Source organism: Gottfriedia sp. OAE603, assembly GCF_040543965.1.
In the GTDB taxonomy this organism is placed as follows: domain Bacteria; phylum Bacillota; class Bacilli; order Bacillales; family Bacillaceae_G; genus Gottfriedia; species Gottfriedia solisilvae.
In genome coordinates this window covers 1,656,668-1,673,606 of the sequence record NZ_JBEUNN010000001.1, presented here as the reverse complement: position 1 = coordinate 1,673,606, position 16,939 = coordinate 1,656,668, and the positions used below count along the sequence as shown (strand labels likewise).

At 34.2% G+C, this 16,939-nt stretch carries 15 protein-coding genes, 1 pseudogene and 2 riboswitches; of the genes and pseudogenes, 6 read left to right on the top strand and 10 right to left on the bottom strand.

The window, feature by feature from the left end:
• Nucleotides 1-10 precede the first annotated feature (10 nt).
• The 7 genes from ABID96_RS08245 to ABID96_RS08215 all read right to left on the bottom strand — a co-directional run bounded on the left by ABID96_RS08245 (nt 11) and on the right by ABID96_RS08215 (nt 7,352).
• On the bottom strand, nt 11-412 hold the full coding sequence (locus ABID96_RS08245; protein WP_087998339.1) for a MerR family transcriptional regulator: 402 nt from the start codon (nt 410-412) through the stop codon (nt 11-13).
• 176 nt (nt 413-588) lie between these two features.
• Complete coding sequence (locus tag ABID96_RS08240) at nt 589-1,479, bottom strand: ABC transporter permease (protein WP_192602050.1); 891 nt, start codon at nt 1,477-1,479, stop codon at nt 589-591.
• A gap of 86 nt (nt 1,480-1,565) precedes the next feature.
• Nucleotides 1,566-2,936 (bottom strand): ATP-binding cassette domain-containing protein, encoded by a 1,371-nt coding sequence (locus ABID96_RS08235; RefSeq protein ID WP_192601591.1) that lies wholly within the window; start codon nt 2,934-2,936, stop codon nt 1,566-1,568.
• A gap of 2 nt (nt 2,937-2,938) precedes the next feature.
• Nucleotides 2,939-4,045 (bottom strand): sugar ABC transporter substrate-binding protein, encoded by a 1,107-nt coding sequence (locus ABID96_RS08230; protein ID WP_192601590.1) that lies wholly within the window; start codon nt 4,043-4,045, stop codon nt 2,939-2,941.
• Nucleotides 4,042-5,094, bottom strand: a complete 1,053-nt coding sequence (mtnA, locus tag ABID96_RS08225; protein WP_192601589.1) for an S-methyl-5-thioribose-1-phosphate isomerase — start codon at nt 5,092-5,094, stop codon at nt 4,042-4,044. Before mtnA ends, ABID96_RS08230 begins: the two co-directional genes overlap by 4 nt.
• Nucleotides 5,091-6,266, bottom strand: a complete 1,176-nt coding sequence (gene mtnK / locus ABID96_RS08220; protein WP_192601588.1) for an S-methyl-5-thioribose kinase — start codon at nt 6,264-6,266, stop codon at nt 5,091-5,093. The genes mtnA and mtnK overlap by 4 nt, the downstream gene beginning before the upstream one ends.
• Before the next feature lie 81 nt (nt 6,267-6,347).
• A riboswitch (SAM riboswitch) is annotated at nt 6,348-6,505 on the bottom strand.
• Nucleotides 6,506-6,548: 43 nt separating this feature from the next.
• On the bottom strand, nt 6,549-7,352 hold the full coding sequence (locus ABID96_RS08215; RefSeq protein WP_192602049.1) for a carbon-nitrogen family hydrolase: 804 nt from the start codon (nt 7,350-7,352) through the stop codon (nt 6,549-6,551).
• A 138-nt stretch (nt 7,353-7,490) separates the two neighbouring features.
• On the opposite strand from ABID96_RS08215, the gene ABID96_RS08210 reads away from it, so the two are divergent.
• The 6 genes and pseudogenes from ABID96_RS08210 (at nt 7,491) to yjeM (ending at nt 13,679) form a co-directional block, all read left to right on the top strand.
• Nucleotides 7,491-8,672 carry an aminotransferase class I/II-fold pyridoxal phosphate-dependent enzyme gene (locus tag ABID96_RS08210; protein WP_483300733.1) on the top strand — a complete coding sequence of 394 codons (1,182 nt, stop codon included), beginning with the start codon at nt 7,491-7,493 and terminating at the stop codon, nt 8,670-8,672.
• Nucleotides 8,673-8,737: 65 nt separating this feature from the next.
• A riboswitch (SAM riboswitch) is annotated at nt 8,738-8,843 on the top strand.
• Nucleotides 8,844-8,911: 68 nt separating this feature from the next.
• Entirely contained in the window at nt 8,912-10,132 is a 1,221-nt protein-coding gene (gene mtnW / locus ABID96_RS08205) for a 2,3-diketo-5-methylthiopentyl-1-phosphate enolase (RefSeq protein ID WP_192601586.1), read from the top strand.
• Nucleotides 10,133-10,136: 4 nt separating this feature from the next.
• Nucleotides 10,137-10,790, top strand: a complete 654-nt coding sequence (locus ABID96_RS08200; protein WP_192601585.1) for a 2-hydroxy-3-keto-5-methylthiopentenyl-1-phosphate phosphatase — start codon at nt 10,137-10,139, stop codon at nt 10,788-10,790.
• On the top strand, nt 10,787-11,413 hold the full coding sequence (locus tag ABID96_RS08195) for a methylthioribulose 1-phosphate dehydratase (protein WP_192601584.1): 627 nt from the start codon (nt 10,787-10,789) through the stop codon (nt 11,411-11,413). Before ABID96_RS08200 ends, ABID96_RS08195 begins: the two co-directional genes overlap by 4 nt.
• A gap of 20 nt (nt 11,414-11,433) precedes the next feature.
• Nucleotides 11,434-11,965 (top strand): annotated as a pseudogene (locus tag ABID96_RS08190) (cupin domain-containing protein).
• A 217-nt stretch (nt 11,966-12,182) separates the two neighbouring features.
• Nucleotides 12,183-13,679 (top strand): glutamate/gamma-aminobutyrate family transporter YjeM, encoded by a 1,497-nt coding sequence (gene yjeM, locus ABID96_RS08185; RefSeq protein ID WP_377897048.1) that lies wholly within the window; start codon nt 12,183-12,185, stop codon nt 13,677-13,679.
• A gap of 54 nt (nt 13,680-13,733) precedes the next feature.
• Here yjeM and ABID96_RS08180 read toward each other — a convergent pair whose 3' ends face one another.
• The 3 genes from ABID96_RS08180 to hflX form a co-directional block, all read right to left on the bottom strand.
• Nucleotides 13,734-14,072 carry a zinc ribbon domain-containing protein YjdM gene (locus ABID96_RS08180; protein ID WP_192601581.1) on the bottom strand — a complete coding sequence of 113 codons (339 nt, stop codon included), beginning with the start codon at nt 14,070-14,072 and terminating at the stop codon, nt 13,734-13,736.
• A 273-nt stretch (nt 14,073-14,345) separates the two neighbouring features.
• A complete protein-coding gene (locus ABID96_RS08175; RefSeq protein WP_192601580.1) occupies nt 14,346-15,620 on the bottom strand; it encodes a methionine gamma-lyase family protein in 1,275 nt (424 codons plus the stop codon).
• Between the two features lie 4 nt (nt 15,621-15,624).
• Nucleotides 15,625-16,893, bottom strand: coding sequence for a GTPase HflX (hflX, locus tag ABID96_RS08170; RefSeq protein WP_192601579.1), 1,269 nt, complete (start codon nt 16,891-16,893; stop codon nt 15,625-15,627).
• Between the last annotated feature and the right edge of the window lie 46 nt (nt 16,894-16,939).

Genomic DNA, 16,939 nt, shown 5'->3' with positions numbered 1-16,939 from the left:
AAATAATAATTTAATGAAAGAATCTCGACATATCTCCCTGTCTTAGTGATGTTTTGCCTAGCTTACCAGTTTGATATAACTCCTGGCGTAACATCTTTCTAAGCTGTTCATCTGAAATCGATTTTTCAACAATCACTTGCTGAACAACAGTCTCTTTTGATGGATCTTGAGCTTTAAGTTGTAGCACTTCTTTAATTCCTGCTAAGTTTAAACCTTGTTCGATAAATTTTTTTATTTCTAATAATCGATCTACATCGTTAAATGAATATAATCTACGTTTACTTTCAGTACGAGCTGGATGAATTAAATCATGTTCTTCATAATATCTAATTTGTCTTGCTGATAATTCAGTTAACGAAATGACTATTCCAATCGGAAAAAGTGGCGTTGAGCGTCTTACTTGATCATTCATAGCAGTGCTCCTTTCGTTCATCTAATAGTATTTTATTCCATGTCAGAAAAAGTGTCAACACAATGTTAGGAAATCTAACATGAAAAGTATAATTTTTTTATTCTATGCTATTTCTGCTTAATTTCTACTATTAAAATAAAAAAAATCTCCTGTTTAGGGAGATTCTTTCTAAATAATTAATTGTTTTTTTTGGCAAGGAAAATGGCACCTATTAATAAAGTACCTTTAATAATATCTTGAGCAAAATAAGGAACATTTAACATCGTAAATCCATTTAATAAGATTCCCATTAAACACGCACCTAAAAATGTCCCAACAATATTAGGTTTCCCTTTACCAAACATCGCAATTCCAATATACGCCGCTGTAATGCTATCCATTAATAAAGGTGTACCTGCTGAAACTTGCCCAGTACCTACGCGGCTCGCAAGTAAAATCCCACCTAATGCGGCAAATAATCCACTAATTACATAAGCATATACACGATATTTATTAACTGGCATTGCCGATAAATGAGCAGCAGTTTTATTTCCACCAATAAAGAAAAATACACGACCCCATGTTGTTTTCTCTAAAAACAAATGAGAAATTAGAATACATACAGCCATGATGATGACAGCCACAGGAATATTAAATAAAGACCCTTGCCCCAAATATAAGAAGGATGGAATAAAATGCCCAGTTGTTACTTCATTATTAAACGTCATGCCTTCATATATAGAAGAACCTTTTGTTAATGTTAATTGTAATCCATTAACTACATACATCATCGCCAATGTCACTAATAAATCTGGTAATTTCCCTTTTGTAATGAATAAACCATTCGCAAGTCCAATGATTAATCCAATGACAATTGCTATGAGTAATGTAACCCATAATTCCTGTCTTAAAACGATTAAACAATATGCTGCCGAAACCGTACTTATACTTGCTGTTGATCCGACTGATAAATCTAAACCGTCAATAATTAAGCTAAACGTTACACCGATCGCTAATAAGGTAACGATTGAAATTGATCTTAAAATATCTGAGATATTACTATAAGATAAGAATGAACTAGATGTCATTGAAAAAAATACAATAACAAGAAGTAGAAGCCAAATTGCTCCAAAATCTAAAACGATCCTTTTACCTTGTGTTTGGGCCCACTGTGTCACTTGATTCCCTCCAATAATTCACCTTGCACGATGGTAAAGTGTTTATCACCAATAACATTTGCTTCCTCAATGTCATTTGTAAAATAGAAAACACATCCTCCATTTGAACAAAAATCGTCAATAAATTGGAAAATATGTTGTTTTGCGTAAATATCTACACCTTTTAATGGTTCATCTAAAATTAGACAGCGTGTATTTGGTGTTATCCACTTTGCGATGCTAACCTTTTGCTGGTTTCCACCACTCAAATGAATCACTTCTTTTTCAGTGTCTTTTGGAAAAATACTTAATGACTGAATAAAAGAGTTTGTTTTCACGACCTCGAGATTTTTCTTAATCCAACCATGTTCATGAATTGATACATTTTCACGAATTGTATGATGAAGAAAGATTCCTTCTTTTCTTCTGTCTTCCGGCACAAACGCAATCCCTTGTTTATTAGCACTGATTGGAGAATGAATTGAAACAGTTTTATTTTCTTTGATCAAATCGTATGATTTTTTATCTCCCCAAAGCGTTTTTGCTAGGGTAGATTTTTTATTTCCATTCGCTCCATAGATAACAATAACTTCACCTTTTTTTATTTCTATATTAATAGAAGGTTTAGAATCAACAAGATTGATATTATGAAACTGATAAGCAAGTTCATCTTGGAACTTTCTCTTCTTATTAAAAGAAAATGTAGACGAAGACATTTTCTCTACGATTATTTCTTTTGAAAGAATCTTAGCCTGAGATTGCTGATTGATTTCACCATTTTTTAAAACGACTACTTCATCACAGTGTGACAAGATCTCTTCAATTGAGTGTAAAATAACAACAATTGATTTTCCTTGTTTTTTAAGCACCTTTAAAAATGAGAAGAATTGTTCTTTTTCACTTTTTCCTAATGAAGAAGTTGGTTCATCAAATAAAAACAGCGATGCATCATTTAATAAAGCTTTTGCGATTAAAATCAGTTGTTTTTCATAAATAGAACAATCATTAACTGTCTTTAAATAAGGTAATGATAGGTTCCAACTAGTTAATTTTTTAGTCGCGTACTCTATACTCTTCTTTTTCGAAAAAAATACATGTTTATTTTCACGGTGAATCGCAAGCATTAAATTTTCGATGACTGTTAACCCTTGCACTAGTCCCTCATCTACTTCCTGAGGGACATATGCCACTGAGCTTGATTCATTCCATGAAATCGTTCCACTTGTAGGTAAGTGACGTTTTGCAAATAGCTTTAATAAAGTACTTTTACCAGCACCATTTAACCCAGCAAATCCAACTACTTTACCAGATTCGACATTCAAATTGATTTCTCTTAGTACTTCTGTGTCTCCATAACTAAAAGATACGTTTTCTAGTTGAATAGTCATGTTTATTTCCCTTTCTCAAATTGCTCCATCCAAGGTGATGTTGCAGCTGATGTTGGTGTCCAATTTTTACTATATTTACTTAAGTCACTCACCTTAACCTGAGTACTTGGTAAATCCTCTTTTTCTATTAATTTAGGTTCCAATGAATATATGTCTGGTGTTTCTTCACCTGCTATTTTTTGATATAGGAATCTAGATTGAACTTCTCCAATTTCTCCTGGATCACTTGCAGCTGATGCAACCCATGGAGAATCTGGTTGTTGAATCAACTGTAAATCTTCATCACTTAAGTCAATACCATATACTTTTATTTCAGTACGACCTGCTTGTTGAATTGCTTTAGTTGCACCCTTTGCAAACTCATCCCATGTTGCAAAAATGGCATCTAGTTCGCCTTTAGGGTATTTCTTTAAAAGCGCTTCAACTTGTGCTTGCGTATCCAACATTGTATTACTACTAGCTTTTCCAAATCTAGCAACCTCTTTAATAGCTGGGTATCGTTTATAGAACGCTTCAATCATTACTTTTCTACGATCCATCGGTGTAAATCCACCAACCCAAATTGTTGCGATTTTACCTTTACCATTTAAATCTTCAGCTAGACATTTTAAGCTTTTCCAAGCAAGACTATAATCATCTTGGTCAATAACTGTTACACCAGGAAGATTTAAATCACTGTCAAATGAAACAACAGGTATACCCGCTTCTAGTGCTTTTTTCACACCTTTTTCTAATGTTTCTTTACGACCGTGATCGATTAAAATGCCATCTACCTTTGCATTAACTGCTGTATCTAAATTTGCAGCCATTTTCGCTAAATCATTATCTGCATTGTATACTTGAACTTCTCCACCAAATTTCTCTACCTGTCTTTTAACTCCATCAATGTATTGCGATGAGAATGTTCCGATTGAGAATTCCATTACTAAAGCAATTTTTAATTTTTTATTTACTGCTGCTGGAATTTCAGCAGCAGTATTTGTTGTATTTGTTTCTTTCTCAGTTGTACTTGTCACTTGTGACTTTTGATTCGAAACTGCATTTTGCTCATTCCCACAGGCTGTCAATAAGATTGATGCAATTGATAAAGTTGCAATGATTTTTCTCATTCTTCATTCCCCCATCGTAAAAATGTCTCGCGATAATTACTTGTTACGATTCCTTTTTCTGTAATAATTGCCGTAATTAATTCATTTGGCGTAACATCAAATGCCGGATTTAAGACATCAATACCATCTGGAGCGATTTGTAAATCTCCAATATTTGTTACCTCGCTACGATCACGTTGTTCAATCACAATTTCTTTGCCTGTTTCAATAGAAACATCAATAGTTGAAAGTGGCGCTGCTACATAAAATGGGATTTGATAATAATTTGCTAAAATTGCTAATTGTAATGTCCCAATTTTATTTGCCGTATCACCATTTGCCGTAATTCTGTCAGCACCGACGATAATGGCATCAACTTTTTTATTTTGTAATAAATAGCCGACCATATTATCTGTTAAAAGCGTTACAGGAATGCCACTTTGCTTTAATTCCCATGATGTTAACCTCGCTCCTTGAAAGACTGGTCTAGTTTCAGTAGCAAACGCTGAAATTTCCCAACCCTTTTCTTTTGCTAAATGAAGCGGAGCAAGTGCGGTTCCATATCGACTTGTTGCAATACTACCTGCATTGCAATGTGTCAATACAGCAGCACCATCATGTAAAAGTGTTAATGCATTTTCTCCAATTTCTTTACACGTAGCTTCGTCAGCTAAATGTAATTTAATCGCTTCTTCTATAATGATGAATTTCGCTTCTGCTACTGACTGTGCATCCAAGCTAAGTTGAAGAAGCTTTTCTACAGCCCAAGCTAAATTTACTGCAGTTGGTCTTGCACTAATTAATTCATCAGCAAATCGTCTTGACTGCTCGCGAAATTCTTCTACTTTGTCTGTTTCAATGTCACGCACGCCTAGATATAAGCCATAAGCAGCTGCCAATCCAATCGCAGGAGCTCCTCTCACTTGTAGCTTTACAATCGCTTCTCTCACATCTTGTAATGAGGTTGCTTCTATATAAACAATTTCTAGTGGTAATTTTGTTTGGTCAAGAATATTTAAAATTTCACCGTTCCATTGTAATGATTCAGGTATTTGCTGTAATGTAGTCATGATTTGTTGCTCCAATCAGAAATTAAATTTTTAATATTGCCAATAGTAAATCTATTCTTTATGCAATTCGCCCCAAACGCGAGGATCTCTTTTTTAATTGCAATTTTACGGTCTAGTTCAAGCGAATCAATATCCTCTACGTGTGCTAAACCAATCGAACGTCTAATACATTCACAACCAATTACGCCAATTGCATCAATCCAATATCCTTCAAGCTTTTCTTTTATAAGTTCGACTTGGTTAAACGGTCTTACACTATGCTCTTCCCATAGCCTGATAAATGTTTCATTGAAAACTTTTTCAATCGTAACAAGCTGATCAAGTATTTCTTCTTTTTGCTCAGTTCTACTAAATATTTGGAATAATAGATTTGCTTGAATTTGCCCTAAATCAAATCCAATTGGGCCAACGAATGCGAACTCTGGATCGATTACTTTTGTTTCAGTTGCTGATGTAAATATACTGCCTGTATGTAAATCACCGTGTAATAATGCTTCTTTTTTTGATAAGAAATCAAGTTTCAGTTTTGCAGCTTCAAGTTGTAGCACTTTATCGTTCCATAAAGCTTGAACATCTTCTAGTAGTTCCTCTTCAAAACTATTTGTCTCGCTATTAAAAAATGGATCCGTATATACTAGATCTTCCGTTATATCGCATAGCTCAGGATTATTAAAAGTAAGCTCTAGCTCCTTCTTTTTGGCAGGCGTCGTTCCGAAATCAGAAGTGAAAAATAATGAATTTGCTAAAAACTCACCGATGTGTTCTGCAAAAAATGGAAAGCTTTTCTTTTCGATTAATCCTTTACGTAAGATTTGTAAATGAGAAAGGTCTTCCATAACAGTTACTGCTTGTTCTTCATCATGTGCAAATATTTTCGGAACTAGATTTGGAATTAAATCATTATAAATTTTTGTTGCATTACTTTCGATTGTTGCTCTTTTTAATGTTAGTGGCCAACTTTCTCCAACTACTTTTGCATATGGTAATGCTTGCTTAATAATTAATCCTTGCTCTTGACCAACAGGTCTTACTTTAAAAACTAAGTTTAAATTTCCGTCCCCAATTTCAACACTTTCACATATTTGATTTGTAAAATAACCCAATTTTTGTAAGTAAGTGATTGATGTTGCCTCTGTTAAAGGTCTATATTCTTTCTTCTGAATGACAGTCATTACTATTCATCCCCCTTAAAATTTACAATATAAAAAGCCCCTTCTCGAGACGAAAAGGGGCAATCGGAAATTGGCTTTCGTCTCTTATCTACCAGAAAATTTCTTTTCTGTTGGAATTAGCACCGTGCCTTACTGAGCATTTAAGCTCAGGCGTATATTCACGCCCCATTTCACAATGGTATTATGGTCGGTTGCTGGGCATCATCGGGCCAAATCCCTCCGCCTACTCGAAATAAGAGTTCGCATATTAAATTTTATAACCGTATTGTAGATGATTATTTTTTAGTTTGTCAAACGTTTTTTTTTGAAACTTTTATAAATTCCATCTTTTCTGTCTTCAAAAATTGGGATGGTATTGCGGATTTCCTCTACTTTTCCTCGGTCGATTTCTCCATAAATAATTTCTTCTTCGGTAGAACCTTTCACTAAAACTTCACCCCAAGGATCAATCAGCACCGAGCCTCCACCAAATGTATTCGCTAAATCTTTCCCAACACGATTACATGCGACTACATAGCATTGGTTTTCTATTGCACGAGCTTTTAATAAAGTTTCCCAATGCTCCATTCTTTGAATAGGCCATTCAGCAACAAAAAACAAAACCTTTGCACCATTTACAGCATGAGTTTGAATCCATTCCGGAAAACGTAAATCATAACAAACAAATCCAGCTACCTCTAAGCCATCGATGGTAAATAAACCATTGTCAGTTCCAGACTGTAAATAGTGGTGCTCGTTCATCAACTGGAACAAATGGACTTTGTCATATTCTTTCACCACATCACCTTGATTGTTTATCACGATTAATGTATTTGTCACGCCATGTTCACGCTCAATTGGAAATGAACCACTTATGATTGTCACTTGATTATTTCGAGCAATCGTTTGAAGTTCAGAAATAATAGATTCCTGTTGACCTGTATGCTTCGTAATTTCTTCTAAACAATATCCGGTCGTCCACAGTTCAGGCAACACAATTACTGTTGCATGTTGATTAATTGCCTCAATGATTTTGCCTTTCATCTTCATGAAATTAGTAATAGAATCCCCTAAAACAACGTCTGATTGTATACATGCAATCTTAATCAATTTATATTCACCCTATTCTAAATTTTATAGACATTTTTAAAATGAGCATATATGATGGTGAAAGTTATTGCAATATTCATTGTTTGAAATGTAAGTCTTGTAGTCATACAAATCAATGAACTATATTTTTTTGGAGTGATGAACTTGAAACCTAGTAAATTATTAGAAAATCTACCAAAGCAATTCTTTGCCTCTCTCGTTATGAAGGTAAATGAGTCTATTAAAAATGGTCATGATGTTATTAATCTTGGTCAAGGAAATCCAGACCAACCAACGCCAAATCATATTATAAAAGCTCTACAAAATTCAGTAGAAAATCCTATTACTCATAAATACTCTCCATTTCGAGGAATTAGCAGTTTAAAACAAGCAATCGTTGATTTTTATAAACGCGAGTATGATGTTGATCTAGATCCTGAGGAAGAAGTTGCCATTTTATTTGGTGGAAAAGCAGGTTTAGTTGAATTGCCATTATGTTTATGTGATGAAGGCGATACAATTTTAGTTCCAGATCCAGGATATCCTGACTATTTATCAGGAATTGCCCTTTCAAAAACAGTACCATATACTTTACCGTTGATTGAGGAAAATCATTTCTTACCAGACTATCAAAAGATTCCTCAAGAAGTTTTAGAAGCTAGTAAAATATTATTTATAAATTATCCTAATAATCCTACTGGTGCAGTTGCTACATCAGAATTTTTTGAAGAAACGGTTCAATTAGCAAAAAATAATCAAATAACAGTTTGCCATGATTTCGCTTATGGAGCCTTTGGATTTGATGGTAAAAAGCCAATCAGTTTTTTACAAACTCCTGATTCAAAGGAGTGTGGTATTGAAATTTACACACTTTCTAAAACTTATAATATGGCAGGTTGGCGAGTTGGTTTTGCCGTTGGAAATAAAGAAGTGGTTTCAGCGATTAATTTATTGCAAGACCATCTTTATGTTAGTTTATTTCCTGCAATTCAAGAAGCAGCCGCTGCTGCATTAACTGAATCACAGGATAGTGTGAAAGAATTATTATCGCTTTACGAAGAAAGAAGAAATATTTTCATCAATGGTTGCCGAGAAATCGGATGGAATGTAACTGCCCCTGCTGGTTCATTTTTCGCTTGGCTTAAAGTACCAAATGGATTTACATCATCCGAATTTGCAGATCTATTACTAGAAAAGGCTCATATTGCTGTTGCGCCTGGTAATGGTTTCGGTGAATTTGGAGAAGGCTACGTTAGAGTTGGTCTGTTGACTGACACTAGTAGATTAGAAGAAGCCATTTCACGTTTAAAAAATCTTGAGATATTTTTAAACAATTAATGTTTGACAATTCCAATTGTTCGTGAAATAATGCGATTATGTTAAAAATTCAAAATTAAATATTTACTTTATTCAGAGTAGGTGGAGGGACCGAGCCCGATGAAACCCGGCAACCGGCTATATTGCATAGCACGGTGCTAATTCTCGCAGCATTTTGCTGACAGATAAGGTGTAGGTATACCTCTCCTTGTGAGAGGTTTTTTGTTTTTTATTCACTAATTACCCGAGGAGGTCATGAAATGAGTGGTGTAATTGCAACGTACCAGGTTTATGACAAAAATCATCATTTAGAAAAAAAAGCAGAGTCCATAGCACTTGGATTGACAGTTGGTTCTTGGACATCTTTGCCTCAAAATGATCAAATTCAATTACAAAAACATAAAGGTAAGGTACTTTCAATTCGTGAAGTCGAATGTGAAGACAATATTACCGAATACTTTGGTCATAGACCAACAAAAGGCTTTATAGAAATCTATTATCCTAGTTTAAATTTTTCATTGGATATTCCAGCAATCTTAACTACTGTTTTTGGAAAATTATCACTTGATGGAGAAATTAAATTAGTAGACTTGAATTTTACTGATGATATTTTAAAGCAATTCCCAGGACCAAAATTTGGGATCAGTGGGATCAGAGAAAAAATTGATGTGTATGATCGTCCGTTATTGATGAGTATTTTCAAATCAGTGATCGGTAGAGATATACAATACATTTCAGAGGAATTAAAAAAACAAGCATTAGGTGGAGTAGATCTAATTAAAGACGATGAAATTTTATTTGATACAGTGACTTCATTAACAGAACGAGTTACGCAAGGTAAAAAAGTCTTACAGCAAGTGTATGAAAAAACTGGTCATAAAACCTTATATGCGGTTAATTTAACTGGTCGTACATACGAATTAAAAGAAAAAGCAAAACAAGCTGCAGAAGCTGGTGCTGATGTATTCTTATTAAATGTTTTCTCATATGGAATTGATGTTCTTCAAAGTTTAGCCGAGGATCCATCAATTCAAATACCGATCATGGCACATCCTGCTGTATCGGGAGCGTTTAGTGCTTCCCCTATTTACGGGATTGATGCAGGTTTATTATTAGGGAAATTATTACGTGTTGCTGGAGCAGACTTTAGCTTATTCCCTTCTCCTTACGGGTCTGTTGCTTTACAAAAAGAAACTGTATTAAAAATTGCAGAAAATCTTACGGTACAAAATGGGTTAAAAGAAACATTCCCGGTTCCATCCGCTGGTATTCATCCAGGTTTAGTTCCAAGTTTAATTCAAGATTTCGGAATTGACCAAGTTATAAATGCAGGCGGTGGAATTCATGGGCATCCAGATGGTCCGATTGGCGGAGGGAATGCATTTAGAGAAGCTATTACCGCAACACTTTCTGGAATTAAATTAAATGAATATGCACTTCCAGACACTTCACTTCAAAAGGCTTTGCAACTATGGGGGTAAAAGAATGGCAATAAAAATATTTTGTGACTTTGATGGAACAATCACTGAAGGCGATAACATCGTAACTTTAATTAAGCAATTCGCTTCACCATCAGCAAAAGTCTTAACATCAGATGTTTTAAGCGGAAAAATATCGATTCGTGAAGGCGTAGAAAAAATGTTTTCTACAATCCCTTCATCAAAAAAAGAAGAAATGACTAAGTTTGTTACAGAAAGTACGAAGATTAGAGAGGGTTTTCAAGATTTCATTCAATTTGTGAAACAAAGCGATTATGATTTAAAGGTTGTAAGTGGGGGTTTAGACTTTTTTGTTCATCCCATTTTAGCTGACTACCTCCCCTCTTCGGATGTGTTATGTAATCGAACTGATTTTTCGGGCGAAAACGTGATCATCCATTGGGATCATTCTTGTGATACGCATTGTTCAAATGATTGTGGTATGTGTAAGCCCTCAGTTATGAGAAAGTTTAGTAGTTCAGATGATTTCATTATTGTAATTGGTGATTCCATTACCGATTTACAAATTGCTAAAGAGGCGAACTTAATTTTTGCAAGAGACTTCTTAATAGAAAAATGTGAGGAATTAAGTCTACCTTATATTCCCTTTACAAATTTTCATGATATTCAAACGGCGTTACACAAGGAGGTTTTAGTTTGAAGGAATTTTTCAAACGTTACGATGAAATTCGTGATATAAAACAAACTCTTGCAAAAAGAGACTGGTTTTTAGGTACGAGTGGTAATTTATCAATCAAGGTAAATGATGCACCTTTAAATTTCTTAGTCACGACAAGCGGAAAAGATAAAACAAAACATATGTATGATGACTTTTTACTTTTAAACGAATTTGATCAATCCATTTGGGATGAAACGAAAAAACCATCTGCAGAAAGCATTTTGCATCGATTAATCTATTTGCACACTAATGCGACTTGTGTTTTACATGTTCATACAATCGCAAACAATCTGATCACAAAGGATTTTCCTGCGCAAAAAGAATTATCATTTTCAGGAATTGAAATTATCAAGGCTTTAGGTTTATGGGAGGAAGATGAGGAAATAACGATTCCGATTATCAAAAACCATGCTCATATCCCTACTTTAGCAGAGGAATTTCTACCTCATATTAAAAATGATCATGGAGCTGTTCTCATCCATAATCATGGAATTACAGTTTGGGGTACTTCAGCTTTTGAAGCAAAAAAACACTTAGAGGCTTATGAATTTTTATTTCAATATGCATTACAAGGAAGTTTAAATAATCTTTTGATAAAAAATTGAATCTAATGGAGGAATAAAAAATGGCAAATATTTGGGTAGAGAAAAAGGATTTTCACATTACAAATGATGTTGAGGTTACGTCTTATTTAGAAGAACAAGGTGTTATTTATGAAAACTGGAATATTGAACAATTAGATCCATCTTTAAGAGAAAAATTCATTCTTTCTGATGAAGAAAAAATCTTCAATTCTTGCAACTTTTAAAACTGAAATTGATCGTATTTCAACTCGTCGCGGCTATTTAGCAAGTGATATCATTTCACTTTCAGATGCAACTCCAAACTTGGATGAGTTGTTAAAGAATTTCAATCGTGAGCATCACCATACTGACGATGAAGTGCGCTTTATTGTAAGTGGTCATGGTACTTTTATCATTGAAGGTAACGAAGGGTTCTTCCATGTTAACCTAAACCCTGGTGACTTAATTTCAGTACCACCAAATGTACGCCATTACTTCACGCTAGCTGAAGATCGCAAAGTTGTAGCAGTTAGACTGTTTGTTACTACTGAAGGATGGGTACCAATTTATGAAGAGCAAGTAACACAAGGCTAATAAAAAAATTGTACGTTAAAATTCGGGAAAAGGTTTAAGGTCGAAATGATCTTGAACTTATTCCCTTTTTTATTTTTCCACTTCTTTTCGAACTCTTTTAATAAGCACTTTCTTTTCTCTATTCACATGCCCTCTTTGTATTTTTTCAATTTTTTTGAAGAAAATAAGCTTACTCCTATATCTTTCAGGACAATTTGTACTTTTGAGGTGATTCTCCCTGAGTAAAAAACTTTCGTTACTTGGTTTAATTTTAATGGTGTTTACTTCTGTTTATGGATTTGCCAATATTCCAACCGCATTTTATTTGATGGGATATAGCGCAATTCCATGGTATTTAATTTCTGCAATTACATTCTTTATCCCCTTCGCTTTTATGATGGCAGAATTTGGTGCTGCATATAAAAAATCTGAAGGCGGGATTTATACGTGGATGTCAGATTCAGTCGGTCCAAGATTTGCATTTATCGGGACATTTATGTGGTTTTCCTCTTATGTCATTTGGATGGTTAGCGTTGCTTCGAAGGTGTGGATTCCATTGTCCACGTTTATTTTTGGGGCAGACCGAACACAAAATTTATCAATTCTTGGTCTTTCATCGACTCAGTCTATCGGTCTATTAGCTTTACTATGGATGTTTATCGTTACATTTTTCGCATCAAAAGGAATCGAAAAAATTAGTAAAGTGACATCTATTGGTGGAGTCGCCGTTACCTCATTAAATTTAGTGTTATTGATTACAAGTCTTATCATTTTTATATTAAATGGCGGAAAATTGGCGCAACCAATCAATGACTTTTCAGCTTTCACACATTCTCCAAATCCTAATTATCTTTCGACGTTAGCTGTTTTATCATTTGTTGTTTTTGCTATTTTTGCTTATGGAGGGTTAGAAGCAATCGGTGGATTAGTAGATCAAACAGAAAATGCTGAACGAAACTTCCCTAAAGGAATTACAATTTCGGCTATTATTATTTCGATCGGGTATTCGCTTGGGATTTTCCTGTGTGGTATTTTTATCAACTGGACAAGCGCATTAAGTGCAGAAACGACTAATTTAGGAAACATAACCTATGTGTTAATGTATAATTTAGGCTTAGAATTTGGAAATGCTTTAAACCTCTCAACTGGAACAGCAGATTTAGTTGGAACTTGGTTTGCAAGAATAACAGGATTATCAATGTTTTTTGCATATACAGGTGCGTTTTTCACACTTATTTATGCTCCATTGAAAACAATTATTAAAGGTACACCGAAGTATTTATGGCCTTCAAAATTATCAGAAACGAATCGAATTGGCATGCCAGTCAATGCAATGTGGGTACAATTTTCAATCGTCGCAATGATCATTCTTCTAACTTCATTTGGAGGAGAAGGTGCATCTTCATTTTTTAATAAATTAACATTAATGACAAACGTCTCAATGACTCTACCTTATATCTTTTTAGGCATAGCCTATCCAATGTTTAAGAAGAATGAACAGATTGAAAAACCATTTGAAATTTTTAAATCTTACTCTTCAGCTTTATTTGCAAGTATCCTTGTCATTTTAGTCGTTGGATTTGCAAACTTTTTTACAATCATCCAACCAATGATTGACGGAGATTACAACTCGACTATTTGGATGATTGCAGGACCAATTTTCTTTTCTATATTAGCTTTACTTATCTTAACTAGAAGTAGAAAAAAGTCTCACGAACATAAAAATATAGCGTAAAGATTCATAAAAAATAAGACCACTTAAAGTGGTCTTATTTCAGTCTGATTATCCTTATATCTTCTTAACAAACTCAGATTTTAATTTCATTGCACCGAATCCTTCGATTTTGCAATCAATGTCATGGTCACCTTCTACTAAACGAATGCTTTTTACTTTTGTTCCGATTTTCACGACTAATGAAGTACCCTTTACTTTTAAGTCCTTGATGACAGTTACTGAATCTCCATCATTTAATACATTTCCATTCGAATCTTTCACAACTCTCACTTCATCATTTTCATTTGCTTGATCAAGAGTCCACTCATGGCCACATTCAGGACAAATTAATAAACTTCCATCCTCATATGTATATTGAGACTGGCATTTTGGGCAATTTGGTAATTCTAACATAGTTTCAAGTCCTCCGGTAATTAAATAAATATATCATTAAATAGAACAATTCAGCGTTAATTAATCTTCTCTATACTGTCATAATCTATGAAAATTGACAAGTCTGTTTACAAATCAACTCTTTTATATCAGTTAAGGAAAAATTAAGAATTCTTATGTAAGATACTAAATATAAAGTTTAACCCTTTGAAACAAACTTATGAAAGTATGCCCCCCATTTATTTTCATAAAAAAACAACCCATTCTTCAAAAGGGAGAATGGGCTGTTTATATTTATTTCATCATTAATAATTCTTTCTCGATTAAAGAATTAACTGCAGAACAAATCGCAATTTTAACATGTGCATAGGTTAAGCCACCTTGTACATAGGCAATATACGGAGGTCTAATTGGACCATCAGCAGTCAGTTCGATACTTGCACCTTGAATAAACGTACCTGCTGCCATAATAACATCATCCTCATATCCCGGCATATAGTTTGCAGTAGGTGTAAAGTGTGCATTGATTGGCGAAGCTGCTTGTATTGCTTGGCAGAATGCAATCATTTTATCTTTATCATCAAATTGAACAGATTGAATTAAATCTGTCCTTGTAGCATCCCATGAAGGATTTGTATTCATTCCTAGCTTTTCTAAAAATGCCGCTGTAAATATAGCTCCTTTTAATGCTTGACCAGTGATATGTGGAGCCATAAAGAAGCCATGATACATGTCCTGTAATGCATATAGTGATGCGCCGGCTTCTCTACCGATACCTGGAGAAGTTAAACGATAGCCACATTTTTCGACTAGGTCTTTCCTCCCAACAATATAACCACCTGTTTTAGCTAATCCCCCACCAGGATTTTTGATTAGTGATCCCGCCATTAAATCAGCTCCAACATGACATGGCTCTAGCTTTTCTACAAATTCACCATAACAATTATCTACAAATACAATTACATTTGGATCGATTTCTTTTACAAATAAAATCATTTCCTTAATTTGTTCAATTGTAAAAGATGGACGAGTGCCATACCCTTTTGATCTTTGGATCCCAATTACCTTTGTTTTACTTGTCATTTTATTGGCTACTTTTTCGTAGTTGATTCGACGATCATTAACTAAATCAATTGCTTCGTAACCAATCCCGAAATCCTTTAATGATCCATTTCCACTTTCACCACGAATTCCAACAATTTCTTCAAGTGTATCATAAGGTTTCCCTGTGATATAAAGTAATTCATCACCAGGTCTAAGCACACCAAAAAGCGCAGTAGAAATAGCATGTGTACCAGAAATGATTTGAGGTCTTACTAAACCAGCTTCTCCTCCTAAAACATCAGCGAAAATTTCTTCTAATGTATCTCTCCCGATATCGTCATATCCATAACCAGTTGTTGGGATAAAATGACTATCACTTACCTTATGCTTACGGAAACTTTGTAATACTCTAAATTGGTTATACTCAATAACCTCATCTATTTCTTTATGACGTTCTGAAATCATTTTTTCTACGTCTGCTACTAATGGTGCAAGTTTTTCCCCATGTGTTAAAAATTCTAGCATTCGATTATTGCTCCTTATAATTTCGATATCTTTTTACTGTGTCATATATTGAGTGTTCTTTAAACACGTAACCTGTTAACTGATAAATTTCATTTTCTTCATCAAATGTAATATCATCGATTAATGTAAGTTTTTTCATATCATGTATTAGCTTGCCTTCAGTTGCTGGAACAAAAGCCTCATAGTACTCCATATATTGCTTGCAATCTGATTCAATTCTAAGGCGAAGTTTTTCAAGATCATTTTCACTTAGTGCACTCATTTCGATAAAACCTTCAAGAGGAGAAGGAACGAAGTCCTCATGTACTTGATCGATTTTATTATAAACTGTGAGAATTGGAATATTTTTAACATCTAAATCGTTTAATAATTTAGAAACTGTGATCTCATGGCTTTTATAATTCTCATGTGACGCATCAACAACGTGTAAAATAAAATCTGCTTCTGTTGCTTCTTCTAAAGTTGAACGAAATGCTGCAATTAAAGAAGTCGGTAAATCTTGAATAAATCCTACTGTATCTGTAAGTAATGTTGTCATCCCGTTTGATAAGACAAATTTACGAGTTGTTGGATCTAATGTAGCAAAAAGTAAATCTTGTTCATAAACATCTGATTTCGTTAGTCGATTAAATAAAGTCGATTTACCTGCATTTGTATATCCGACTAATGAAATATGAAACATTTCATTTTTCTTACGACGTTCACGGTATCTTTTTCTATGTTCCACAACAACTTTTAATTGCTGCTTGATATCATCGATTCGTTTTCGTATATGACGACGATCCGATTCTAGTTTCGTTTCACCAGGACCTCTTGTTCCAATCCCACCACCAAGACGAGAAAGCTCTGTCCCTTGCCCAACTAATCTAGGCATTAAATATTGAAGCTGAGCTAATTCTACTTGAAGTTTACCTTCTTTCGTTTTGGCTCTTTGTGCAAAGATATCTAAAATAAGTTGTGTACGGTCGATTACTCTTGTACCTAATCTGGCTGAAAGATTGCGAATTTGAGAAGGCGTTAATTCATTATTAAAAATAACGACTTCAGGCTCTAGCTCTTCAATTGCCGCTTCTAATTCTTCTACCTTACCAGTACCTATGTATAAAGCTGAATGATATTTAGTTCTTTTTTGAGAAGTTACAAGAACAACTTCTCCATTTGCAGTTTTCGTTAATGATGCTAATTCCTCCATCGAATAGTGGAATCTTTCGTCATCTACATTTTGAAGCTGACATCCAACTAATATGGCTCTTTCTCTCGATTCATTAGACACAAAATTCCTTCTTTCTGTAAACAATTGTCAAACTAATAATTGTTCT